Genomic DNA, 22977 nt, shown 5'->3' with positions numbered 1-22977 from the left:
CTTAGTCGACCGGTGGTCAGACCGACGCGCGGAGCCCCTCGACCAGGTCGTGCTGCGCTTCGCGGCCGGCCCGCGTGGGCACGAGCGGGTACACGTGGACCTGCCCGACGGCCTCGTGGAGCTCGAACGGGACCCCGGCAGCCGCCGCCCGCTCGGCCAGCACGTGGGCGTCCGGATTGAGGACGTCCCGCGTGCCGGTGAAGACGGTGAGGGGGCCGAGGCCCGCCAGGTCGCCGAACAGCGGGCTGACCACGGGATCGAGCAGGTCGAGGGCGCCGCGCCAGCTCTCGGCGAGGACGCGACCGCCCGGGGTGCCGAGCCAGGGATCGGTCGGCTGCACCTCGGGGATCCGCGGGTTGCTCCAGGAGAGGTCGAGCGCGGGCGAGACGAGGGTGGTGCGCGGCAGGACCACCCCGTCGTCGCGCAGGGCGAGAGCGGTCGAGAGGGCGATCTGGCCGCCCGCCGAGTCGCCGGCGAGGCAGGTCGCCCCGTGCCGCTCCAGACTCCGCAGCACCAGGGCGCGGACGCCGTCGCGCGCCTCGAGCGCCGTGCCGAAGGGCACGAGCGGGTAGATCGGGAGGGTCACCGCGACGGAGGCCTCGTCGGCGATGCGGGCGGCGAGCCACCAGTGCTGGGGCGCGATCTCGTTCACCCAGCCGCCGCCGTGGACGTAGACGACGCCGCCGCGGATCACCCGCGGGCGGATCGTGTAGACCGGCCAGGAGCCGACCTGCTCCACGTCGACGCGCACGCCGGGCCGGAGGCGAGGCGGCGGTCTGAAAGAGGCGGGACGGAGCGCGCGCTCCCGGATGCGGCGACGGGCTCCCTCCGCGCTGACGAAGGTGCGGTTCGCGCGGGCGAGCCGGAGCGCGAGCGGGACGAGGGCATCGGGGACGACGAGCGGCATCGCCCGAGCATCGCGCACCCCGGTGCGCAGCGGCTGGGCGGCGACGGACTGCGCGGCTTCGGACTCTGCGGCGACGGCCTCGGCAGCCACCGACGCGACAGCCACGGACTCCGCCGCTGATCCGCGGAGGTCGGAGGACGCGGCGCGGGCTCCGCGGACGGAGCGTCGGCACCCGCGGACGCAGCGTCGGAGACCGCGGACGACGCCCGGGCACCCCGCGCACAGCACGACGGCCCGGCCCGTGGAGGGAGCCGGGCCGGGGCCGCCGGTCAGCGTGGTGCCTGCACGCCCGCGGAGGGCGGGTCGGCAGCGACCTCGCTGTCGCCGTGCGCTGCGGGTCAGCGTCGCGCGGCGGAGCGGCCGGCGAAGCGGGTGTAGACGAGCAGGACGATGATCGCTCCGATGATCGAGCCGATGATGCCGGCGGGCTGGAAGAAGCCGTCCATCGGGTCGTGCTGGAAGATCAGGAAGCCGAGGAAGCCGCCGACGAACGAGCCGACGATGCCGAGCACGATGGTCATGCCGATGCTGATGCTCTGCTTCCCGGGGACGATGAGGCGGGCCAGCGCTCCTGCGATGAGTCCGACGACGATGAGGCTGATGATGAGACCGAGCATGGCGGTCGTCCTTCCGTTGTGCGGGCGGGGGCCCGCTGATCGGTTCCGCGGTTGCGGGACCGATGGCTACGCAACCACCCCGGAGGAGGCGGCGGTACACCCCTGGGGGTGTGCTCGCCCCGACGAGCCGTGCGGTAGCGTCCGACCATGACCCGCCGTGCGCCCCTCACCGTCGCGCTCGTCGACGACTACGACGTCGTCCTCACGGGCCTCGCGCACATGTTCGACCACTACCGCGACCGGGTGGTCGTCGCCGAGATCGACGCGAACGCCTCCCTCTCCGATCGGATCGACGTCGTCCTCTACGACTCGTTCGCCCAGCCGGAGTCGGACCACCACGAGATCGCGGAGCTGGTGCGCAACGAGCGGGCCGAGCACGTGGTCGTCTACACCTGGAACTTCGCGCCGACGCTCATCACGGACGCCCTCGAGCAGGGCGTCCACGGCTACCTCTCCAAGACCCTGCCGGCGCGGGAGCTGGTGGCCGCGCTCGAGCGAGTGGCGGCGGGCGAGGTCGTCGTCAGCGATCCTCCGCGGCGGGCGGGCAGCGCACCGGGCCTCGACTGGCCGGGCCGCCACGAGGGCATCACCGACCGGGAGTCGGAGATCCTCGCGCTCATCACGCAGGGCAAGAGCAACGCCGACGTCGCCGCGCTCACCTACCTCAGCCCCAACACGGTGAAGTCCTACATCCGCAGCGTCTACGGAAAGATCGGCGCGACCAGCCGCACGCAGGCCGTCCTTTGGGGCGTCGACCACGGCTTCACCCCCGACCACCACCGCATCGACCACTGGCTCGGCGGCCCCTGACCCGCGCCCGCGGGACGCCACTCCGGTACGCGACCCGCCGACGAACCCGCTCCCGGGAGGCGTCTCGCAGGAGGGGACGGGGGCGCACGCACCGCTACGGTATGGCCATGCCCCTCGACCGCGCGCCGACCATCCGCGACGTCGCGGTGCGGGCCGGAGTGTCGTACCAGACGGTCTCGCGGGTGCTCAACGACAGCCCCCAGCTGCGGCCGCGCACCCGGGAGCGCGTGCTCGCCGCGATCGAGGACCTCGGCTTCCGCCCCAGCGCCGCCGCCCGCGCCCTGGCGACGAGCCGCTCCGGCCTGATCGGGATCCTCGCCGCCGAGAGCCACAGCTTCTACGGCACCGCCACCGCGATGGCCGCGATCGAGCAGGCGGCGCGCGACGCGGGCTACCGGGTCCCGGTCGTGAACGCGGCGCCGGACGCGGAGTCGCTGGCCGACGGCCTCGCCCACCTGCAGCGGGAGTCGGTGGAGGCGATCGTGGTCCTCGCCCCGCAGGAGCGCGCGCTGGAGGCGATCGAGAGCCTCGCGATCGGCGTCCCCTCGGTGACGCTCGGCGCGACGGACCGCGGCGCCGACTCCCTGCTCCTCGTCGACCAGGCGGCCGGAGCGCGACTGGCCACCTGGCACCTCGTCGGCCTCGGCCACACCCGCATCGCGCACCTCGCCGGTCCGCAGCACTGGGTGGAGGCGCAGGCGCGGCTCGAGGGCTTCGGCGCCGGGATGAGCGCGGCCGGCCTCGACCCCGTCGCCGTCGTGGAGGGCGACTGGAGCGCCGAGTCCGGCTACCGCGCCGGCCTCCGCCTCCTCGGAGCCGCGCTTCTGCCGACCGCGGTGTTCGCCGGCAACGACCAGATGGCCCTCGGACTCCTGCACGCCTGCACCGAGCGGGGACTGCGCGTGCCCGAGGACCTCAGCGTCGTCGGCTTCGACGACGTGCCCGAGGCGGCGCACTACCAGCCGCCGCTGACCACCATCCGCCAGGACTTCGCGGAGGTCGGCCGCCGCACGATCGGCGTCGTGCTCGCGGAGCTGCGCGGCGAGGAGCCCGCCGTCGACCGCCCGGTGCCGCCAGTGCTGGTGGAGCGGGCGTCGACGGCTCAGGCCTGAGAAGCACCGGCCCCCGCCTCACCCCGCGTGCGGCAGCAGCACCTCCACGCGCCCCTCGCGCACCCGCGTCTCGAACCGCGGCTGCGGCGAGGTGGCCGGCCCCCGCAGCACCTCGCCGGTCTCGAGCGAGAAGGCGCTGCCGTGCCACGGGCAGGCGACGCACGCCTCCCCCGAGCCGTCCGCAGAGACCTCGCCCTCGTCGAGCGGGCCCGAGAGGTGGCTGCAGACGTTCGAGAGCACGTCGATCCGCTCGCCCCGCCGGAAGGCGAGCAGGGGGAGGCCCGCGACCTCCCTCCTCACCGGCGTGCGCTCCGGCAGGTCCGCCAGGGCGCCGAGCTCCTGCCAGCCGGAGGGGAAGCGGTGCGGCACGTCCTCCGCGTGGTTCGCCCCCGCCGCCTGGCGGTAGCTGAGGTGGCCGCCCAGGTAGCCGCCGCCTGACACGACGGCGAGCCCGAGCATCCCGAGCACCTTCCCGCTCGTGGTGCGCCCACGGCGGCGCTGCACCCACGACGCGGCGTAGAGGCCCGTCGCGACCACGTTGGCCGCCGAGTGCACCAGCCCGACGCGGGTCTGCTGCTCGTGCAGCTCCGACCAGTCGCTGAAGCCGGAGGCGGCGGTCGGCAGGACGCTGATCACGCCGACGCCGACGAGGGTCCGCGCCGCCCGCTGGTTCCCCGGCAGCAGGTCGAGCACCGCCGCCGACACCCAGGCGCCGGTGGGCACGAGGACGAGCAGCGGATGGACGGGGTGGCCGACGGGGACGCCGTGCAGCACGTCCCGCACCGGCTGCGGCCGGACCACCGCGTTCACGGCCCGCTTCACCCGGCCGACGAGCGGATCGAGGGCGGCGGCGTTCTCGAGGCGGGTGACGAGTCTGACGAGTCTGATCTCACGCATGCCTCATGCGACCAAGCGGGCGGCCCCGGCGGAAGGGGCTTGCGGCGGCGGAGGAGCAGTCGGACCCCGTCGGGCGGCCCCTCGCTTGCCGACCCCGAGCCGTTTCGCCTACGCTGACCCGGGGCTTTGTGAACGGTCACATCGCCCGAGCGAGGAGCATGATGGACCAGCGCAGGCCCACCCCCGCCGACGTGATCACGAGCGGCGCCACCGCCCTCGGCATCGAGCTCGGCTCCACCCGGATCAAGGCGTGCCTGGTCGACGCGGCCGACCCGTCCGTGGTCCTCGCCGTCGGCAGCCACGAGTGGGAGAACCAGTTCGTCGACCGCCGCTGGACCTACTCCCTCGACGCCGTCCACGCGGGCCTCCAGGCCGCCTACGCGGACCTCGTCGCCGACGCCTCGTCGCGCCACGGCGTGCAGCTCTCCTCCGTCGGGGCGCTCGGCGTCTCGGCGATGATGCACGGCTACCTCCCCTTCGATGCGGACGGCGGGCTGCTCGTCCCCTTCCGCACCTGGCGCAACACCAGCACCGGCCCCGCGTCGGCCGAGCTCACCGAGCTGTTCGGCGCCAACATCCCGCTGCGCTGGTCGCTCGCGCACCTGCACCAGGCGGTCCTCGACTCCGAGCCGCACGTCGAGCGGATCGACTTCCTCACCACCCTCGCCGGCTACGTGCACTGGCGCCTCACCGGCGAGAAGGTCCTCGGAGTCGGCGACGCCTCCGGGATGGTCCCGACCGACCCGGCGACCCGCGACTACGACCAGCGCGTCGTCGACCTCTACGACGCGCGCGCGGCCGGCGCCGTGAAGCCGCTGCGCGAGCTGCTGCCCGCCGTGCTCCCCGCGGGCGCCGACGCCGGCTCGCTCACCGCCGAGGGCGCGCTCCTGCTCGACCCCACCGGCTCCCTCCGGCCCGGCGCCCCGGCCTGCCCGCCCGAGGGCGACGCCGGCACCGGCATGGTGGCGACCAACTCCGTCGCCCCGCGCACCGGCAACGTCAGCGCCGGCACCAGCATCTTCGCCATGGTCGTCCTCGAGGGCCCCTTGGAGAGCGTCCACCACGAGCTCGACCTCGTCGCGACCCCCGCCGGCGACCTCGTCGCGATGGTCCACTGCAACAACGGAGCCAGCGAGCTCGCCGGCTGGGTCGGCCTGTTCTCGCGGTTCGCCGCCGCATCCGGCGGACCCTCCGATAGCGACGCCGTCTACGGCACCCTCTTCGCCGAGGCGCTCGAGGGCGAGGCGGACGCGGGCGGACTGCTCGCCTACAACCACCTCGCGGGCGAGCCGATCGCCGGGCTGGTCGAGGGCCGCCCGCTCGTCGTGCGCACCCCCGACTCGCGCCTCACGCTCGCCAACTTCATGCGCGCGCAGCTCTACGGCGTGTTCGGCACCCTGGCGCTGGGCATGCGCGTCCTCGCGGGCGAGGGCGTCCGGATCGACGAGATGTTCGCGCACGGAGGCATGTTCCGCACCGCCGGGGTCGCCCAGCGCTTCCTCGCCGGCGCGCTCGACGCCCCCGTCTCGGTCGCCGCGACCGCCTCCGAGGGCGGCCCGTGGGGCATGGCGGTGCTCGCCGCCTACCGCCTGCAGAGCGGCGTCGCGCTCGACGCGTACCTCACCGATCAGGTCTTCGGCGACTCCGGCTTCGAGACCGTCGCCCCCGACGCGGACGACGTCGCCGGCTTCTCCGCCTACCTCGAGCGCTACCGCGCCGGCCTCGCCGTCGAGCAGACCGCCGTCGAGACCCTCACCGACCCGCAGAACCAGGGAGCCACCGCATGACCACCCAGACCCCCGCCGTCGAGGAGGCGATCGCCCGCGTCCGCGAGGACGTCGCGCGGCTGCACTCCGAGCTCGTCCGCTACGGCCTCGTCATCTGGACCGGCGGCAACATCTCGGGCCGCGTGCCCGGTGCCGACCTCTTCGTGATCAAGCCCAGCGGCGTCTCCTACGACGACCTCGCGCCCGAGAACATGATCCTCTGCGACCTCGACGGGAACGTCGTCCCCGGCACCCCCGGCAGCGACCGCAGCCCCTCCAGCGACACCGCGGCGCACGCCTACGTGTACCGCGAGATGCCCGAGGTCGGCGGAGTCGTGCACACGCACTCCACCTACGCGACCGCGTGGGCGGCCCGCGCCGAGTCGATCCCCTGCGTCATCACCGCGATGGCCGACGAGTTCGGCGGGGAGATCCCCATCGGCCCGTTCGCGATCATCGGCGACGACTCCATCGGCCGCGGCATCGTCGCGACCCTCAGCGGGCACCGCTCGCGCGCGGTCCTGATGCAGAACCACGGCGTCTTCACCATCGGCAAGGACGCGAAGGACGCCGTCAAGGCGGCCGTCATGGCCGAGGACGTCGCCCGCACCGTGCACCTCGCGCGCCAGGGCGGCGAGCTCGTCCCCATCCCGCAGGAGTCGATCGACGCCCTGTTCGACCGCTACCAGAACGTCTACGGACAGAACCCCACCGGAGCCATCGCATGAGCGTGTACCAGAGCATCATCCCCGACCTCGCCACCCGCACCGTCTGGTTCCTGACCGGCAGCCAGGACCTCTACGGCGAGGACACCCTCCGCCAGGTCGCCGAGCAGTCGCAGGCCGTCGTCGCGCAGCTCAACGAGGCGAGCGCGATCCCCGTGACCGTCGAGTGGAAGCCGGTGCTGAAGAGCTCCGACGCCATCCGCCGCACCATGATCGAGGCGAACTCCGACGACTCCGTCGTGGGCGTCATCACCTGGATGCACACCTTCAGCCCCTCGAAGATGTGGATCCACGGGTTCGACGCGCTCGCCAAGCCGCTGCTGCACTTCCACACCCAGGCGAACGTCGCCCTGCCGTGGCAGGACATCGACTTCGACTTCATGAACCTCAACCAGGCCGCGCACGGCGACCGCGAGCACGGCTACATCCTCAGCCGGATGAGCGTGCCTCGGAAGACGGTCGTCGGCCACGCGAGCGACGCCCGCGTCACCGAGGCCATCGGCACCTGGTCGCGCGCGGCCGCCGGCTGGTCCGCCTCGCAGAGCATGAAGGTCGCCCGCTTCGGCGACAACATGCGCAACGTCGCCGTCACCGAGGGCGACAAGACCGAGGCCGAGATCCGCCTCGGCGTCAGCGTCAACACCTGGGGAGTGAACGAGCTCGTCGAGCGCGTCGACGCCGCCACCTCCGAGCAGATCGACGCCCTCGTCGCGGAGTACGTCGAGAGCTACGACGTGGTCCCCGAGCTGCTCCCCGGCGGCGAGCGCCACGAGTCGCTCCGCTACGGCGCCGCGGTCGAGATCGGCCTGCGCTCGTTCCTGGAGGAGGGCGGCTTCGAGGCGTTCACCGACAGCTTCGAGGACCTCGGCGGGCTCCGCCAGCTCCCCGGACTCGCCGTGCAGCGCCTCATGGCCGACGGCTACGGCTTCGGCGGCGAGGGCGACTGGAAGACGGCCGTCCTCATCCGCATCGCCGCCGTCATGGGCGCCGGCCTCCCCGGCGGCACCAGCCTGATGGAGGACTACACCTACGACATGACGCCCGGCGAGGAGCTCATCCTCGGCGCGCACATGCTCGAGGTGTCGCCGTCCCTGTCGTCGAAGCGCGCCTCGCTCGAGATCCACCCGCTGGGCATCGGCGGCCGCGAGGACCCGGTGCGCCTGGTCTTCACCGCCGACGCCGGCCCCGCCGTGGTGGTCGCCCTGAGCGACGTCCGCGAGCGCTTCCGCCTGGTCGCGAACAAGGTCCAGAACGTCGAGCCGCCGCAGACGCTGCCGCACCTGCCGGTCGGCCGCGCCGTCTGGCAGCCGGCCCCCGACTTCGGCACCAGCGCCGCCGCCTGGATCACCGCCGGTGCCGCGCACCACACGGTGATGACGACGCAGATCGGCCTGGAGGCGTGGGAGGACTTCGCCCGCATCGCCGGCGTCGAGCTCCTGGTGATCGACGAGTCGACCACCCTCCGCGGCTTCGAGTCCGACATCCGCTCGAACGCGGCGTACTACCGCCTGTCCCAGGGCCTGTAGATCCTGTGAGGCCGGACGGCCGGCTCCCTGCGGGGGGCCGGCCGTTCCGTCGTTCCCGGCGAGCCGCCGGGTCGGGGCGGGGGGCCCGCCGCCGAGACCGACCTGGATCACGTCCGCGATCGAGGGCGGATCGCCCGCTCCGGCCCGTTCGGCGCCCGCTGCAGCGTCCCGGCCCCGGTTGCGGACGCGCTCGCAGCACGACGGAGGCCGGAGGCCCGGACGGCCCTCGCGGGCAGTCGGTCCTTCCGGCCTCCGGGATGCAGGCGTGCGGCGGGCGGTCAGTCGCGCGAGGTCGAGAACGCCGCGTCGAAGGCGTCGGCCGGCGGCGTGATCGCGTTGAGCTTCCGCACGAAGGCCAGGGCCTCGGGGGCGCCGTCGAGGCGGTCCATGCCGGCGTCCTCCCACTCGACGCTGGTCGGGCCGGTGTAGCCGATCGCGTTGAGCGCGCGGAACACCGGCTCCCACGGGACGGCGCCGTGCCCGGTCGAGACGAAGGTCCACCCGCGGCGCGGGTTCGCCCACGGCAGGTGCGAGCCGAGGACGCCGTTGCGGCCGTCGAGGTTGGTGACCGACTCCTTCACGTGAACGTGGAAGATGTGGTCGGCGAAGTCGAGCACGAACGCGACGCTGTCGAGCTGCTGCCAGACGAAGTGCGACGGGTCGAAGTTGAAGCCGAACGAGGCGCGGTGGCCGATCGCCTCGAGGGTGCGCTTGGCGGTCCAGTAGTCGTAGGCGATCTCGCTCGGGTGCACCTCGAGCGCGTAGCGGACGCCGACCTCCTCGAAGACGTCGAGGATCGGGTTCCAGCGGTCGGCGAAGTCCTGGTAGCCGGCGGCGATCCACTCGTCGGAGGCGGGCGGGAACATGGCCACGCCCTTCCAGATCGACGAGCCGGAGAAGCCGTTGACCTGCGTCACGCCGAGCGCGGCGGCGAAGCGGGCGGTGTCCTTGAGGTCCTGGGCGGCGCGCTGCCGGACGCCCTCGGGGTCGCCGTCGCCCCAGACGCGGTCGCTGAGGATGTCGCGGTGGCGCTCGTCGATCGGGTCGTCGCAGACCGCCTGGCCGGTGAGGTGGTTCGAGATCGCGAAGACCTGGAGGCCGTTGCGCTCGAGGATGTCCTTCCGGCTCTGCACGTACTCCGCGTCGTCCCAGCGCGCCACGTCGATGTGGTCGCCCCAGCAGGCGATCTCGAGGCCGTCGTAGCCCCACTCCCCCGCGAGGCGCGCCACCTCCTCGAAGGGGAGGTCCGCCCACTGGCCGGTGAAGAGGGTGATCGGTCGCGTCATCGCGGATTCCTAACTCTCGACTCCCGCGCGCCGTCGCACCGGGAGAGGTAATTTGAGGGTTCACGCAACATATCAGGCACTCCCGCGAGCCCGAAAGGAACCGATCATCGCCCCGATCGCCGGCGCACTGTCGCGCACGCCCACCCTCGTCACCGCCACTGCGGCCCCGACCTGGGAGGAGGGCCTGATCGTCGGCAGCGGCCGCGTCGGCGCCGTGGTGCACGGCCCGGCCGACGCGCTCACCGTCTCGCTGGCGCACGAGCGCTACTTCCTCCCCGTCAACGCGCGGCCCGCCGCCCCGGACCTCGCCCCGGTGCGGGACGAGCTGCGGAGTGCCCTGCTGGCCGGGGACGCCGACGCGGCGAGCGACCTGCTCGAGCGCGGGGCGCGGGCGAGCGGCTACGACGGCGGCCTGATCTGGACCGATCCGCTCGGGCTGTGCGCGACGCTGTCGATCCGCACGGCCGGCGGGGTCGCGTCGAGCCGGCGCCTGCTCGACCCGCTGCTGGGCGAGGTCGCGGTCGAGTGGACCGACCTCGACGGCGGGCGGCACGCGGTGCGGCTGATCGCTCCGCACGGGGGCGAGAGCGTCCGGCTGCGGGTGGAGTCGGAGCGCGACGGCGAGAGCACGGTCGAGCTCGGGCTGGGCGCCGGGGACGCGACCTCCTTCGACACGGGCGTGCCGGACGCGTCGGCCGTGGTCGAGGCGACGGTCGAGGGCGGTGCGGTCGGGCGGCTGCTGGCCGTCGCCGGGACCGGGAGCGCCGAGACCGGGGGCGAGCGGATCCGCGCGACGGTCACCGCGGCGACCGGGGCGCCGTGGGACGTGGAGGGCGTCGTGACCCGCTCGACGGTGCCGGTCGCGGCCGGGGCGGGCGCGCTCCTCCGCGTCGATCTGTCGCTGGCGGGCGACGAGCCGGCGAGCCGGGAGCGTGCGGGCGGCGAGTCGACGGGCGACGACGCCTCGTGGGCGGAGCTGCGCGAGGCCCAGCGCCACGGGCACGGCCGGCTGGTTGGCGCCTCCTCCCTCGATCTCGCCGGCGCCTCCTCCGCGGTGCTCACCGAGGACCTCTGGGAGGAGGCGCGTGCCGGCGACGAGGGCGCGCGCCGCCGCGTCGTCGAGCTCGCGTACCTCAGCGGCCGCGCGAACATCGTCGCGTCGACCGGCGAGCTGCCGCCGACGCTGCAGGGCGTCTGGCAGGGCACCTGGCGGCCGGCCTGGTCGGCCGACTACACGCTGAACGGCAACGTGCAGAACGGCGCGATGGCGGGGATGATCCCGACCGGCACGCCCGAGCTGGCGCTGTCGATCCTGGAGCTGGTGCTGCCGCACCTCGACGACTACCGCGAGAACGCGCGCCTCGTCTACGGGGCGGAGGGGATGCTCCTTCCGTCGCGGATGTCGACCCACGGCCGCGCCGACCACTTCGCGGCGAGCTACCCGCACCTCTTCTGGACGGGCTGCGGCGGCTGGGTGCTGCGCCTGGCCGCCGACGCCGTCGCGGCCACGGGGGACCGCGGCATCGTCGACGACCGGCTGTGGGAGCTGGCCGAGGGCGTGCTGCGCTTCGCCGAGACCGGGACGACCGTGGTCGACGGGGTGCGCCGGATCGTCCCCTCCTACTCCCCCGAGAACACACCGGGTGGTGCGCGCTCGCCGATAGCGGTCGATGCGACGATCGACGTCGCCGTGCTGCGGGACGCCGCGCGGGCGACGGCGCTGCTCGGCCGGGCCCGCGGCGACGACTCGCTCGACGAGCGCTGGGCGCGGGTGGTCGCGGAGCTGCCCGAGTACCGGGTCGCCGAGGACGGCACGCTGGCGGAGTGGATCGACCCGCGGTTCGCGGAGGAGATCGCGCACCGTCACGCGTCGCAGCTGTACCCGCTCTGGTACGCGGGCGACGCGGCCTTCGAGGGCCCCGGCGCCTCCGCGGTGCGGCTGCGGGCCGCCGCGGCGGCGACGGTGGCGGCGAAGATCGCGTGGCGGGCCGAGGCGCCGACCGCTCCTCCCGGGCGGATGGAGATGGCGTTCGGGCTGGTGCAGGTGGGCGTCGCGGCGGCGGCGCTGGGTGACGGGGAGGCGGCGCTGACCTGCGCGGAGTGGCTCGCGGTCGAGCACTGGTCACCGACGCTGACGACCCGGCACGACGCGGGGCGGATCTTCAACCTCGACGCCAGCGGCGGACTGCCGGGGCTCGTGGCGGCGATGCTGCTGGGATCGGATGACGAGACGCTGACGGTGCTGCCGGCACTGCCGTCCGCGTGGGCGCGGGGTGCCGTGACGGGGCTGCGCGCGCGCGGCGGGGTGGTCGTGGACCGGCTGGAGTGGTCGCCGGGGCGGGCGTCGCTGCGGGTGCGGCGGGTGCCGAGCGCGGAGTGGCTGGCACCGGCGGGCGGGACGCGGGTGCGCACGCTGCGCGACGCGGTGCTGCGCGTCGACGGGCGCGAGGTGTCGGGCGGGCTGGAGCTCGGTGCGGAGGCGGTGCGCGTCGACGTGGAGTGGCGCGGCTGAGGGCACTGCGGATGGTGCGGGTGCAGCACGCGGAACGGGCTCCGGTACGCCGACGAAGGCGGAGCAGCGCAACGGGCGTCGTCCCCGCTGGCAGCCGGACCCGCCGTGCGGCTGCGTCGACGCGGGAACGAGACGCGAGCCGGATGCGGTGGGTGGGGTCAGCTCCGCGAGTGCCCGTAGCGGTCGTAGACGCGGTTGCGGGCCGCCCGCTCGGCGGCGGGCAGGCGCTGCGCATCGGCGATCTCGTAGACGCCGAAGGTGTCGCGCAGGCGCGAGGCCGGGTCGACCTCGACGAAGGTGCACCAGGGCAGCCAGTGATGGTGGCTGCGCAGGGTCTGGGTCGCGAAGTCGCCGCTCTCGTGGCCGAGGCCGGGCATCGCGTAGCCGATGCTGCCGTCGACGTCGGTCGACTGGCGGGTGTTGCGGTGCAGGAACTCGGCGAAATCGAGGTAGTGCTCGTCGCCCGTGATCAGGTGCAGCCGGTAGTAGCTGTACGAGCAGGCCGCCATGTAGACGTCGGCGCCGCCGCCGAGGGTGATGATGCTCTGTCCGCTGATCGAGTACCGGTTGAAGGGATGCGCCCAGGGCGCGCGGACCGGGAAGGACCACGCGTACGTCCAGGTCTCCGTGTAGTCGGCGGCGCGGACGGCGCCCTCCAGCCAGCGCGGCTCCTCCGTCAGGTCGTACAGCGCGAGGAAGCCGAACAGCCCGTAGATGCCCGCCTCCTTGTCCTGGATGTCGGCGTTGTCGCAGGTGCCGCCGCGGTACTCCAGCGTGCGGTGGATGTTCGCGAACGACCACTCGCCGGCGCGCACGGCGGACGCGCGGTAGCGCCCCTCCCCCGTCACGAGGTGCAGCTGCACGAGGAAGCGGATCACGCTCGGGGTGTTCGAGCGCGAGTCCATCCGCACCGAGCCGTCGGCGTTGTAGGCGCGGTGGAAGCTGCCGTCGGCGTCCTGCACCTCGAGCAGCCAGTCGGCGGTCCGCCGGCAGAACTCGAGCCAGAGCGGGCGCTCGTCGCCGAGGTCGCGCAGGTGCAGGTAGGCGTCGAGGATCGCCTCGACGCCGTCGGCGAGCATCCGCAGGTAGTGCGGGTACGGCTCGAAGCCGCCGAGCGAGGGGTTGAAGCACATCCGCGGCGGGCCCGACTCGGGCAGCGCGGTCCGCGCCCAGAAGTCGACGATGCCGACGCCCTGCTCGAACGCCTCCGGCACGCCCTCGCGGTCGCCGTAGCGCAGCAGCTGGTAGCCGATGCCCGGCTGCTGCCCAACGAAGCCGAACTGGAAGGAGACGCTCGAGACGTCGAGGTCCGGCAGCTGGCAGGCGAACGGCAGGCCCCAGGAGTCGCCGTAGCGGCGGGTGAGGCGCTGGAGGATCGCCATGCCGTGGTGGAAGTGCCGCTCGTTGTCGACCTCGAACAGGTCGTCGCGGAGCCGGGCGTAGGTGCTGCGCCAGGTGGCGCGCATCATCGTCGCGAAGTCGTCGTACCGGCCGAGGTCGACCGCGACGGCGTAGCGCTGGCGGAAGCCGACCTCGACCGGGTGGTTCACCCGCTGCAGGGCCTTCGGGGCGGCGTCGTAGTCGAGGCCGGAGTAGGGGTTGTCGATCGGGCGCTCGCCGTCGGCGCCCGGGTGGACGTAGTCGATCGACAGGCCCGCGGGCGGCACGTCGAGCGGGGTCCGCACGCCGAAGCCGTAGTAGAGGTAGTTCAGCGTCGTGCCCTGCGGGCGGCTCAGGCCGATCGAGCCGACGGTGCACTCCGGGTCGGTGAAGTTCTCCGAGCGGACCACGTCCAGGCGCGGCAGCGTCGCGTCGGCCGCCCAGCGCGAGAGCGCCACGGTCTCGCCGGTCGCGAGGCTCTGCGCGGCGAACAGAGGCAGCGCGTAGTGCGTCTCGGTGCGCCAGAAGTACTCGCTGCCGGGGTCGCGGCCCATCGCGTCGGCGGGCCCGAAGGCGTTGTCGCGGTACCAGGCGCCGGGGGCGAAGCACTCGTAGTCGCGGAGGTCGTCGGACCCGGTCAGCCCGAGCGAGACGGCGGTGGAGAAGCCGAGGTCGCCGCCGGCCGTCAGCACCTCGACGTCGCGGTGCACGGAGAAGCCGTCGCCCGCGACGCGCCAGACATCGGTGACGGCGAAGGCCGACCCGGAGCGGACGGTGATCGTCCCGCTCGCGGTGATCGCCCCCTCCGACAGCGAGACGGCGTCGTAGGGCGCGCCGGAGTACTCGCTGATCGCGGCGACGGTCTTGACCGTGACGCGCAGCGGCCGGTCGTTCGCGTAGAGGACGCGCTCGCCCGCGAGCACCTCGAGGCCGCCCGCCTCGACGCGGAGTGTGTAGTCGCCGGAGCGCAGTTCCACGGTGGTTCCTTCCCGGAGGGTCATCTCAGCTCTTCTCGTCGTGCGCGCGGGGGCCGGCCGATGGGGCGGCCCCCGCCGGCTCGTCCTCGAGCCGCTGCGCCCCGGGATAGAAGCGCCGCGAGCCCGGCCGGAACAGCAGCGCCACGCCGCCCTCGACCAGGCCCGCGAGCAGCAGCAGGATCGCGAACGGGATCAGCGAGATCTCGGCCCACGCGCCCATCACCGGCATCACCAGTCCGGCCGCCGTGAAGCTGACCGTGCCGAGGATCGCCGTGACGCTGCCCGCCTCGCTCGACGGGCCCTGCAGCGAGAGGTACTGCACCGGGGCGAAGCCGAGCGAGCGGCCGGCCAGCGCGAACGTCAGCGCGCCGACGACGACGAGCAGCGGCTGCGTGCCGGTGAGCGCGAGCACCGCGACCACGACGGCGCCGAGCGCCGTGACGATCGCCGAGGCGAACATCGCGAACCGGGGTCCGAACCGCGGCACGATCACCCGTCCCGTCGTCTGCCCGACCGCGATCGTCACGAGCGAGGTGACCAGGAACAGCAGCCCGTACAGGTCGGGACCGACCGCGTAGACGTTCGTGTAGAGGAAGGGAGCGGTCGCGAGATACGCGAAGCCGACCGACCAGCCCGCGGCCGAGGCGGCGGCGAGCGCCAGCACGCGCGGCCGCCGGAGCATCCCGAAGGAGTTGCGCAGCGACGGGCCGAGCCCGCCCTGGTGCCGCCGCTCGCGGGGCAGCGTCTCGGGCAGCACCAGGAGCGCGATCACGGTCGCGAGCGCTCCCCAGGCGGCGACCGCGAGGAAGGAGCCGCGCCAGTCGATCACCTTGGTCAGCTGCGCGCCGACGGAGGGCACCAGGATCGGGAAGACCGAGACGATCACGGCGAGGTTCGCGAGCATCGTGACGAGCCGCTTGCCGCTGTAGAGGTCGCGGACGATGGCGGTGACGACGACGCCCGCAGCGGTGCAGGCGGCGCCCTGGACGAAGCGGGCCGAGAGCAGCACGGCGGTGTCGGAGGTCATCGCCGCGACGAGGCTCGCCGCGATGTGCAGCGCCGCCGAGACGCCGAGCGGCCACTTGCGGCCGACCGCGTCGCTGAGCGGTCCTGAGATGAGCTGGCCGGCCGCGAAGCCGAAGGTGGCGCCGGTGACGACCAGCTGGGCGGTCGCCACCGAGACGCCGAGATCGTCCTGCAGCGTCGGCAGGAACGGCAGCACCAGGTCGATGGTGAGCGGCCCGAAGCCGACGAGCATCGCGAAGATCGGCAGCAGGAGGCGGCCGCGGGGCATCGCTTGGACGGCGGGGGAGGCGGCGGAGGCGGTCATGAGCGCGGAGCGCAGGTCACGGAGGGGATCCTGTCCATCAGCTCCCGGCCGAGACCGGGAAGTAGAGCGAGAAGGGTTCGTCGACGACCTCGTGCAGAGGCCGGAAGCGGACGGCGGCGGGCTGGCCGACGGCGCGGTAGCCGCGCAGCCACTGGGTCCACTGCCGCTCGTTGTCGGGGGCGAGCAGGGCGGGGGCGTCCTCGAGGCGCCCCCGCAGCGCGATCTCGCGGTCGACGAGGCCGGCCAGCACGATCGGGCCCTCGACGAAGGCGACCGTGCCCGGCTCGTCCGGGATCGGCACGGCGCGGATCTCGGTGCCGAAGGCGAGGTCGACGCTCGTGCGGCCGCCGGGGTGCTCGATCAGGAGCGCGCCGTCGCCCGCCCGGACGCGCTCGGCGTCGCCCGCGACCCCCGGCTCGCCGACGGTCCACTCCGGCACCCGCAGCCGCACGTGCAGCGCGACCCCCTCCTCCGAGACGATCTCGACCCGGATCCGCGAGGCGGTGGGGCGGTGCACGTCGCCCGCGGCACCCGCGTTGGCGTCCGGGCCGACGTAGCCGGCGGTGTCGAGCACCTCGACCCGCACCGCCGCGTCGCCGGCGGCGGACGGCAGGCGCAGGCTCGCGTCGACGTGCTGCGCGATCGTCAGCTCGGCGTCACCGCCGCGGTAGAAGACGAGCCCGGAGTGGCGCGTGTGCGCCTGCACCAGCGTGCCGTGGCAGCACCAGAAGTCCTCGGTCGGGCTGCCCCAGTCCTTGCGGGCGCCGCCCTCGAGCGGCAGGAAGTAGGCGACCATCCCGGTCCGCGGGTTCTGCTGGGCGAGGAGGCCGTTCCAGAGGTTCCGCTCGATGTAGTCGGCGTAGGCGAGGTCGCCTGTCCAGCGCAGCAGCACGTCGGCCAGCCGGATCATGTTGTAGACGACGCAGTGCTCCTGCGTCTTCTCGCCGCGGCGAGCGGCGAACGCGAAGGGCGGCGTCCAGATCTCGCCGGAGGTCTGACCGCCCGTGCAGAAGGTGCCGCGGAGGGTGACCGCCTGCTCCCAGTAGGCCTCGACGATCCTCCGCCAGCGCTCGTCGCCGGTGACCTCGTAGGCGCGGGCGGCGCCGAGCACCTCGGGGATCGTGGTGTTGGCGTGCATGTTGGTCAGCACGTCGCGGCCCTCGAGCAGGCCCTCGAAGAGGGAGCGGCGGTCGTAGCGGCCGAGCAGCTCGGTGTAGACGGGGTCCCCGGTGATCGCGAGGAGGTCGGCCCAGACCTCGAGCATGCCGCCGGTCTCGACCTCGAGGATCTCCTGGAACGCGGCGTCGTCGAATCCGCGGACCCACTCCAGCAGCGGGACCGTGGCGGCCCGCGCGATCCGCAGCGCCCGCTCGTCGCCGAGGTCGAGGTGCAGGTCGACGAGGCCCATCAGCAGCTTGTGCATCGCGTACTGCGGCGCCCAGATGGGGCGGCCGGTCGCGAGGCGGTCGAGGTAGCCGCGCGGGATCGCCCAGATCCAGCCGCCGCCGTTCTCCTCCTGGCAGCGCTCGAGTCCGTCGAGCACGGAGTCGATCCGGACGCGCAGCAGCGGGTCACCGGTGACCGCGACCTCGCGGGCCGCGGCGGAGAGCCAGTGGCCGAGGAAGTGCCCGCGCAGCTGGGAGCCCGGCGTCTCCCAGCCCCAGTGCCGGTCGAGGCCGCGGGCCTCGCGCGAGTCCTGCGAGGGGTGCAGGTGCCAGCCCTGGTCGCCGATCCCGGCCTCGATCAGGAAGTTCTGCAGCAGCCCCTCGTCGGTGAGCGAGAGGAGGTAGTCGCGGTTGAGCCGCCGTCGCGCGTCGAGCACCCCGCGCTCCAGGCGGGTCTCGTGCGGGGCCGGGTGGGTCAGCGGCATGGGTGCTCCTCGTCGAGGCCGTGGGTGGTGGGGGTGAGCGGTGCGAGCGGTGGTCGATCGGCGCGGGTCGATCCGCGCGGTGGTCCATCCGACCGAGTGTCGAGATCGATCTCTCGCTGTACTCAGACCAGGATCGACGATAGGAATGGGGACATGCAATCCCCGAGAGTGATCCATCTCGTCGCCGATGACGTGTCCGCCCTCCTCACTCAGTCGGGAGGCGACCTGCCCGTGCTGCTGCACTGGGGTCCGCGACTCGACGCGAGCGACGACGATCTCGCAGCTTTCGCAAGAACTCCCGCGCGGACGGGGATCGAGGGCTCCTCCGACGTCCCCTACGAGCCCGGGATGCTGCCCGAGCACACCTTCGGCTGGGCCGGCCTGCCGGGTCTCCGGGTGCACCGGGAGGGCGCCGGCTGGTCGCCGAGGCTGACCGTGGACGCCGTCTCGGTGGACGGGGAGGCCCTCGCGGAGGGCGCGGTCGCGCAGGCCGGCAGCGCCGCCGTGACCGTCGAGGCGCACGACGCGCAGGCCCGGATCGGGGTCGTCCTAGAGATCGTTCTCTCTCCTGCCGGACTGCTCAGGACCCGCGTCTCGGTCCGCAACGACGGCGCCGGGCACCTCGAGGTGATCGGCGTCGACCCCGCCCTCCGGATCCCGACCGAGGCCCGCGAGATCCTGGACTTCTCCGGCCGCTGGGGCACCGAGAAGATCCCCCAGCGCCACCCCGTCGTCACCGGCACCCACTCCCGCTCCTCGCGGCGCGGCCGCACCGGCCTGGACGCGACGACGGTCGTCGCGGTCGGCACCCCCGGCTTCGACTCCGCCGACGGCCGGGTCTGGCTCTGCCACGTCGGCATCGGCGGCAACCACGAGCACGCGGTGGAGCGCGGCGACGGCTGGCTCGCCTTCCGCGGCGGCGAGCTGCTCCTGCCCGGCGAGGTGCGCCTCGCGAGCGGCGAGAGCTACTCCTCCCCCTGGATCTCCGGCAGCTTCGGCCACGGCCTCGACGCCGCGGCCGCCCGCTTCCACGCCCACCTCCGCGGGGTCTCCCGCTCCTCGCGCCGGCCGCGCCCGGTGACGCTCAACGTCTGGGAGGCGGTCTACTTCGACCAGGACCTCGCCGTCCTCGCCGAGCTGGCCGACCGCGCCGCCGCCCTCGGGGTCGAGCGCTACGTGCTCGACGACGGCTGGTTCCTCGGCCGCAGCGACGACCGCGCCGGCCTCGGCGACTGGACGCCCGACCCCGTCGCCTGGCCCGACGGCCTCCTCCCCCTCGCCGAGCACGTCCGCGGCCTGGGCATGGAGTTCGGCCTCTGGGTCGAGCCCGAGATGATCAACGAGGACTCCGACCTCGCCCGCGCGCACCCCGACTGGATCCTGCGGGCCCGCGAGGAGCTGCCGCCGCGGTTCCGCTTCCAGCAGGTGCTCGACCTGACGAACCCCGACGCGTTCGCGCACATCCTCGGCGTGCTCGACGGCCTGGTCGCCGACCTCGGCGTCGCGTACCTCAAGTGGGACCACAACCGCGACCTGATCGACGCGGGCCACCCCGCCACCGGGACGGCCGCGGTGCACGAGCAGACGCTCGCGCTGTACCGGCTGATCGACGAGCTGCGCGCCCGGCACCCGGAGCTCGAGATCGAGAGCTGCGCCTCCGGCGGCGGCCGGGTCGACCTGGGGATCCTCGAGCGCACCGACCGCGTGCACACCTCCGACAACCAGGACCCGCTGGACCGCTCGCGGATGCTGCGCTGGACCGGGCTGCTCGTGCCGCCGGAGATGCTCGGCTCGCACGTCGCCTCGCCGGTCAACTCCGTCACCGGTCGCACCAGCGACCTGCACACCCGCTGCGCGATCGCCTTCCTCGGCCACTTCGGGATCGAGTGGGACCTCCGCGAGCTGGACGCGGAGGAGGAGCCCGTGCTGGCGGGCTGGATCGCGGCGTACCGCGAGCACCGCGGCCTGATCGCGACCGGCCGGGTCGTCGGGGGCGACGACTCCGACCCCGACGCGCCGTCGCTGCGCGGCGTCGTCGCGCCGGACGGCTCGGAGGCGCTGTACACGCTGGTCACGCCCGCGCTGACCGCGGACTCGCGCCGCCGCGTCCGCCTCCCGGGCCTGGATCCGCGGGCGCGCTACCGGATCGAGACCGCGCGCCCCGGCTCGCTCGGCCCGCCCTGGCAGAGCCCGCACTGGCTGGAGTCGACGGTGCCGCTGGACTCCGACGCCCCGGCCCCCGCCTACTCGGGGAGCCTGCTGGGCGAGGCGGGCCTGGACCTGCCGACCTTCCACGCCGACCGCGCGATCGTCCTGCGGCTCGTCCGCGAGACCGCGTGAGCACCGCCGCCGACCCCGGCGTCCTCGACACCGCCGGCACCGCCGCCGACCCGTCCGCCACCACCCTGGAGCACTCCGTGAACAGCACCGTCACCGTCGACCTCGACCGCCCCGGCGCCACCATCAGCCGCCACCTCTACGGCCACTTCGCCGAGCACCTCGGCCGGTGCATCTACGACGGCTTCTGGGTCGGCGAGGACTCGCCCGTCCCGAACGAGGGCGGGATCCGCCTGGACGTCGTCGAGGCCCTCCGCGCCCTCGACATCCCCAACCTCCGCTGGCCCGGTGGCTGCTTCGCAGACCGCTACCACTGGACCAACGGCATCGGACCGCGCGAGGAGCGCCCCGGCCTGATCAACACTCAGTGGGGCGGAGTCGCGGAGGACAACTCCTTCGGCACCCACGAGTTCATGGCGCTCTGCGAGCTGCTCGGCGCCGACGCCTACATCTCGGGCAACATCGGCTCCGGCACCGTGCAGGAGATGGCGGACTGGGCCGAGTACCTCACCGGCGCGGGCAAGTCGCCGATGGCCGACCTGCGCCGCTCCCACGGCCGGGAGGAGCCGTGGACCGTCCGCTTCTGGGGGCTCGGCAACGAGACCTGGGGCTGCGGCGGCAACATGCGCGCCGGCGCCTACGCCGACCTGGCGCGGCAGTTCGGGACCTTCGTGCAGAGCGGCAACGACACTCCGCTCTACCGCGTGGCCGCCGGAGCCGACGGCGCCGACACCCACTGGACGCAGACGCTGATGGAGGTGATCCCCGAGATCGAGGGGCACCCCTTCTCCTCCGTGCCGTGGGAGTCGGTCTCGGTGCACTACTACACGATCGGCGGCAGCTGGCACGCGAAGGGCAGCGCGACCGACTTCGACGCCGACACCTACTGGAGCACGATCGTGGCCGCGCAGGGGATCGAGGAGCTGCTCCGCTCGCACGCCGCGGTGATGGACGTCCACGACCCCGAGAAGAAGTACGGGATGGTGCTCGACGAGTGGGGCACCTGGTGGGACGTGGAGCCGGGGACCCACCCGGGCTTCCTCTTCCAGCAGAACACGATCCGCGACGCGATGGTCGCGGCCTGGCACTTCGACGTCTTCCACGGCTTCGCCGACCGCCTGACGATGGCGAACATCGCGCAGACGGTGAACGTGCTGCAGGCGATGCTGCTGACCGACCCGGACGGCGGCGAGATGGTCCGCACGCCGACGTACCACGTGTTCGAGATGAACAAGGGGCACCACGACGCGACGGTGCTGCCGACCACGGTCGCCGGCCCGACGCACGCGGTCGACGGCCGCGAGATCCCCGTCGCCTCCGCCTCCGCCTCCACGAAGGACGGCCGCGTCCTGGTCTCGCTGACCAACGTCGACCTCGAGGAGCCGCTCGAGGTCTCCCTCGACTTCCGCGGCGGGACCGTGACCGGCGCGACCGGCCGCCTCCTGACGGCCGACCGCCCCGACGCGCACAACCGGCCCGGCGCCGCCGACGAGGTGAGCCCCGTCGACCTCGAGGGCATCGAGACCACGGCGACGGGCCTGCGCGTCACGCTGCCCCCGCACTCCTTCGCGACCGTGACGCTGGAGCTCTCGTGATCGCCGCGCGCACGGAGGCCGCCCGCCGCCCGCCGATGGGCTGGAACAGCTGGGACTGCTTCGGCGCCTCGGTGACGGAGGAGGAGGTGCTCGCGAACGCCGAGTACCTCGCCGAGCACCTCCTGCCGCACGGCTGGGACACGGTCGTCGTCGACATCCAGTGGTACGAGCCCGATCCCGGCACGAGCGACTACCAGGAGGTGTCGGAGCCGGTGCTCGACGACTGGGGCCGCCCGCAGCCCGCCGTCGGACGCTTCCCCTCCGCGGCGACGGGCGGATTCACGGCGCTGGCCGCGCGCGTGCACGCCCTCGGCCTCCGCTTCGGCGTGCACCTGATGCGCGGCGTCCCCCGACGGGCCGTCGAGCTCGGCCTGCCGGTGCTCGGGGCGGCGGCGACCTGCGCCGACATCGCCGACCGCGGGAACGTCTGCCCGTGGAACCCGGACAACTACGGCGTCGACATGAGCGCGCCCGGCGCGCAGCAGTACTACGACTCCGTGATGGCGCAGCTGGCCTCGTGGGGCGTCGACTTCGTGAAGCTCGACGACGTGCTCTACCCGCCGATCCAGGCGGAGGAGATCGCCGCACTCTCCCGCGCGATCGACGCGACCGGCCGTCCGATGGTGCTGAGCCTCTCCCCCGGCAAGCAGCTCTCGCTCGAGAACCTCGAGCTGCTGCGGTCGACCGCGCAGATGTGGCGGATCTCGGACGACTTCTGGGACGACTGGGCGCACCTGCACGAGCAGTTCCAGCGGGCCGCGCGCTGGGCGCCGCACCAGCGCCCCGGCGCGTGGGCCGACGCCGACATGCTGCCGCTGGGGCGGATCGGCGTGCGCGCGCACGTGGGCGAGGACCGGCTCTCGCGGTTCACTCCCGCGGAGCAGCGGACGCTCGTGACGCTGTGGTGCCTGCTCCGCTCGCCGCTGATGATGGGCGGGCACCTCCCGGACACGCCCGCCGACACTCTCGCGCTGCTGACGAACGGCGACGTCCTCGCGCTGCTCGGCAGCGACGGCAGCCGCGAGATCGTCCGCGACGGCGACCTGGTGGTGTGGTCGGCGTGGCGCGGCGACGAGCAGTGGCGCGGAGTGTTCTGGCTGGGCTCGTCGGCGCGGTCCTACTCCGCGCACCTGGCCGACCTGGGCTGCTCCGGCGCGACCTCGGCCGTCGACGTGTGGAGCGGCGCCGAGCTGCCGATCGTCGGCGGCGCCGTCGAGCTCGAGCTCGAGCCGCACGGCTGCCGCCTGCTGCGCCTGGCCTGACGCGCGGGCGCCGGGCGGGGCGGGCGGGCCCGCCCCGCCCCGCCTCGCTCCTCGCCTCGGCTCGGCGA

Annotated in this window: 16 protein-coding genes; 9 read left to right on the top strand and 7 right to left on the bottom strand. The window is 73.8% G+C overall.

Annotated features, from left to right (window positions below):
* Positions 1–16: 16 nt before the first annotated feature.
* Both C5C55_RS08825 and C5C55_RS08820 read right to left on the bottom strand, forming a co-directional pair.
* Positions 17–1012 (bottom strand): alpha/beta hydrolase, encoded by a 996-nt coding sequence (locus C5C55_RS08825; RefSeq protein ID WP_258066100.1) that lies wholly within the window; start codon positions 1010–1012, stop codon positions 17–19.
* A 233-nt stretch (positions 1013–1245) separates the two neighbouring features.
* Positions 1246–1524 carry a GlsB/YeaQ/YmgE family stress response membrane protein gene (locus C5C55_RS08820; RefSeq protein ID WP_104225042.1) on the bottom strand — a complete coding sequence of 93 codons (279 nt, stop codon included), beginning with the start codon at positions 1522–1524 and terminating at the stop codon, positions 1246–1248.
* A 147-nt stretch (positions 1525–1671) separates the two neighbouring features.
* Here C5C55_RS08820 and C5C55_RS08815 point away from each other — a divergent pair, with 147 nt between their 5' ends.
* On the top strand, positions 1672–2334 hold the full coding sequence (locus C5C55_RS08815) for a response regulator transcription factor (protein ID WP_104233645.1): 663 nt from the start codon (positions 1672–1674) through the stop codon (positions 2332–2334).
* A 107-nt stretch (positions 2335–2441) separates the two neighbouring features.
* Positions 2442–3446: a LacI family DNA-binding transcriptional regulator gene (locus C5C55_RS08810; protein WP_104262311.1), complete on the top strand. Its 1005-nt coding sequence runs from the start codon at positions 2442–2444 to the stop codon at positions 3444–3446.
* A gap of 18 nt (positions 3447–3464) precedes the next feature.
* On the opposite strand, the gene C5C55_RS08805 is transcribed toward C5C55_RS08810, so the two are convergent.
* Positions 3465–4343 (bottom strand): Rieske 2Fe-2S domain-containing protein, encoded by an 879-nt coding sequence (locus tag C5C55_RS08805; protein WP_104233643.1) that lies wholly within the window; start codon positions 4341–4343, stop codon positions 3465–3467.
* 161 nt (positions 4344–4504) lie between these two features.
* Between C5C55_RS08805 and C5C55_RS08800 the strand changes: the two genes are divergently transcribed.
* From C5C55_RS08800 to araA, 3 genes are read left to right on the top strand one after another with little or no spacing between them, the layout of a single operon-like run.
* A complete protein-coding gene (locus tag C5C55_RS08800) occupies positions 4505–6130 on the top strand; it encodes a xylulokinase (protein ID WP_104233642.1) in 1626 nt (541 codons plus the stop codon).
* The gene (locus tag C5C55_RS08795) at positions 6127–6837 is read left to right on the top strand and encodes an L-ribulose-5-phosphate 4-epimerase (protein WP_104224687.1); all 711 of its coding nucleotides are present in this window, start codon (positions 6127–6129) and stop codon (positions 6835–6837) included. Before C5C55_RS08800 ends, C5C55_RS08795 begins: the two co-directional genes overlap by 4 nt.
* Positions 6834–8360 carry an L-arabinose isomerase gene (araA, locus tag C5C55_RS08790; RefSeq protein ID WP_104233641.1) on the top strand — a complete coding sequence of 509 codons (1527 nt, stop codon included), beginning with the start codon at positions 6834–6836 and terminating at the stop codon, positions 8358–8360. The genes C5C55_RS08795 and araA overlap by 4 nt, the downstream gene beginning before the upstream one ends.
* Positions 8361–8638: 278 nt before the next feature.
* Here araA and C5C55_RS08785 read toward each other — a convergent pair whose 3' ends face one another.
* Positions 8639–9646, bottom strand: coding sequence for a sugar phosphate isomerase/epimerase (locus tag C5C55_RS08785; RefSeq protein WP_104226056.1), 1008 nt, complete (start codon positions 9644–9646; stop codon positions 8639–8641).
* A gap of 52 nt (positions 9647–9698) precedes the next feature.
* Here C5C55_RS08785 and C5C55_RS08780 point away from each other — a divergent pair, with 52 nt between their 5' ends.
* Positions 9699–12158 carry a glycoside hydrolase family 95-like protein gene (locus tag C5C55_RS08780; protein ID WP_104233640.1) on the top strand — a complete coding sequence of 820 codons (2460 nt, stop codon included), beginning with the start codon at positions 9699–9701 and terminating at the stop codon, positions 12156–12158.
* Between the two features lie 158 nt (positions 12159–12316).
* On the opposite strand, the gene C5C55_RS08775 is transcribed toward C5C55_RS08780, so the two are convergent.
* The 3 genes from C5C55_RS08775 to C5C55_RS08765 are packed head-to-tail and all read right to left on the bottom strand — an operon-like array spanning position 12317 to position 17715.
* Positions 12317–14515 (bottom strand): hypothetical protein, encoded by a 2199-nt coding sequence (locus tag C5C55_RS08775; RefSeq protein ID WP_104233673.1) that lies wholly within the window; start codon positions 14513–14515, stop codon positions 12317–12319.
* Between the two features lie 25 nt (positions 14516–14540).
* Positions 14541–15845, bottom strand: coding sequence for a multidrug effflux MFS transporter (locus tag C5C55_RS08770; protein WP_104233639.1), 1305 nt, complete (start codon positions 15843–15845; stop codon positions 14541–14543).
* Positions 15846–15882: 37 nt separating this feature from the next.
* Positions 15883–17715 carry a beta-L-arabinofuranosidase domain-containing protein gene (locus C5C55_RS08765; protein WP_104347951.1) on the bottom strand — a complete coding sequence of 611 codons (1833 nt, stop codon included), beginning with the start codon at positions 17713–17715 and terminating at the stop codon, positions 15883–15885.
* A gap of 153 nt (positions 17716–17868) precedes the next feature.
* On the opposite strand from C5C55_RS08765, the gene C5C55_RS08760 reads away from it, so the two are divergent.
* From C5C55_RS08760 to C5C55_RS08750, 3 genes are read left to right on the top strand one after another with little or no spacing between them, the layout of a single operon-like run.
* Positions 17869–20055, top strand: coding sequence for an alpha-galactosidase (locus C5C55_RS08760; RefSeq protein WP_104233638.1), 2187 nt, complete (start codon positions 17869–17871; stop codon positions 20053–20055).
* The gene (locus tag C5C55_RS08755; RefSeq protein WP_308471874.1) at positions 20052–21647 is read left to right on the top strand and encodes an alpha-L-arabinofuranosidase C-terminal domain-containing protein; all 1596 of its coding nucleotides are present in this window, start codon (positions 20052–20054) and stop codon (positions 21645–21647) included. Before C5C55_RS08760 ends, C5C55_RS08755 begins: the two co-directional genes overlap by 4 nt.
* Positions 21644–22909 (top strand): glycoside hydrolase family 27 protein, encoded by a 1266-nt coding sequence (locus C5C55_RS08750; protein WP_258072525.1) that lies wholly within the window; start codon positions 21644–21646, stop codon positions 22907–22909. Before C5C55_RS08755 ends, C5C55_RS08750 begins: the two co-directional genes overlap by 4 nt.
* The last annotated feature ends 68 nt before the right edge of the window (positions 22910–22977 follow it).

The sequence above is a fragment of the Rathayibacter sp. AY1C2 genome (assembly GCF_002931195.1).
Taxonomy (GTDB): domain Bacteria; phylum Actinomycetota; class Actinomycetes; order Actinomycetales; family Microbacteriaceae; genus Rathayibacter.
Note: the sequence above shows the minus strand (reverse complement) of the source record. Positions and strands in the feature narration are given on the sequence as shown.

What these genes read in the sequence shown, in the direction of transcription:
- C5C55_RS08765 (WP_104347951.1), bottom strand. Translation starts at nt 17,715, where the DNA reads ATGCCGCTGACCCACCCGGCCCCGCACGAGACCCGCCTGGAGCGCGGG.
- araA (WP_104233641.1), top strand. Translation starts at nt 6,834, where the DNA reads ATGAGCGTGTACCAGAGCATCATCCCCGACCTCGCCACCCGCACCGTC.
- C5C55_RS08815 (WP_104233645.1), top strand. Translation starts at nt 1,672, where the DNA reads ATGACCCGCCGTGCGCCCCTCACCGTCGCGCTCGTCGACGACTACGAC.
- C5C55_RS08805 (WP_104233643.1), bottom strand. Translation starts at nt 4,343, where the DNA reads ATGCGTGAGATCAGACTCGTCAGACTCGTCACCCGCCTCGAGAACGCC.
- C5C55_RS08795 (WP_104224687.1), top strand. Translation starts at nt 6,127, where the DNA reads ATGACCACCCAGACCCCCGCCGTCGAGGAGGCGATCGCCCGCGTCCGC.
- C5C55_RS08785 (WP_104226056.1), bottom strand. Translation starts at nt 9,646, where the DNA reads ATGACGCGACCGATCACCCTCTTCACCGGCCAGTGGGCGGACCTCCCC.
- C5C55_RS08820 (WP_104225042.1), bottom strand. Translation starts at nt 1,524, where the DNA reads ATGCTCGGTCTCATCATCAGCCTCATCGTCGTCGGACTCATCGCAGGA.
- C5C55_RS08810 (WP_104262311.1), top strand. Translation starts at nt 2,442, where the DNA reads ATGCCCCTCGACCGCGCGCCGACCATCCGCGACGTCGCGGTGCGGGCC.
- C5C55_RS08800 (WP_104233642.1), top strand. Translation starts at nt 4,505, where the DNA reads ATGGACCAGCGCAGGCCCACCCCCGCCGACGTGATCACGAGCGGCGCC.
- C5C55_RS08760 (WP_104233638.1), top strand. Translation starts at nt 17,869, where the DNA reads ATGCAATCCCCGAGAGTGATCCATCTCGTCGCCGATGACGTGTCCGCC.
- C5C55_RS08770 (WP_104233639.1), bottom strand. Translation starts at nt 15,845, where the DNA reads ATGACCGCCTCCGCCGCCTCCCCCGCCGTCCAAGCGATGCCCCGCGGC.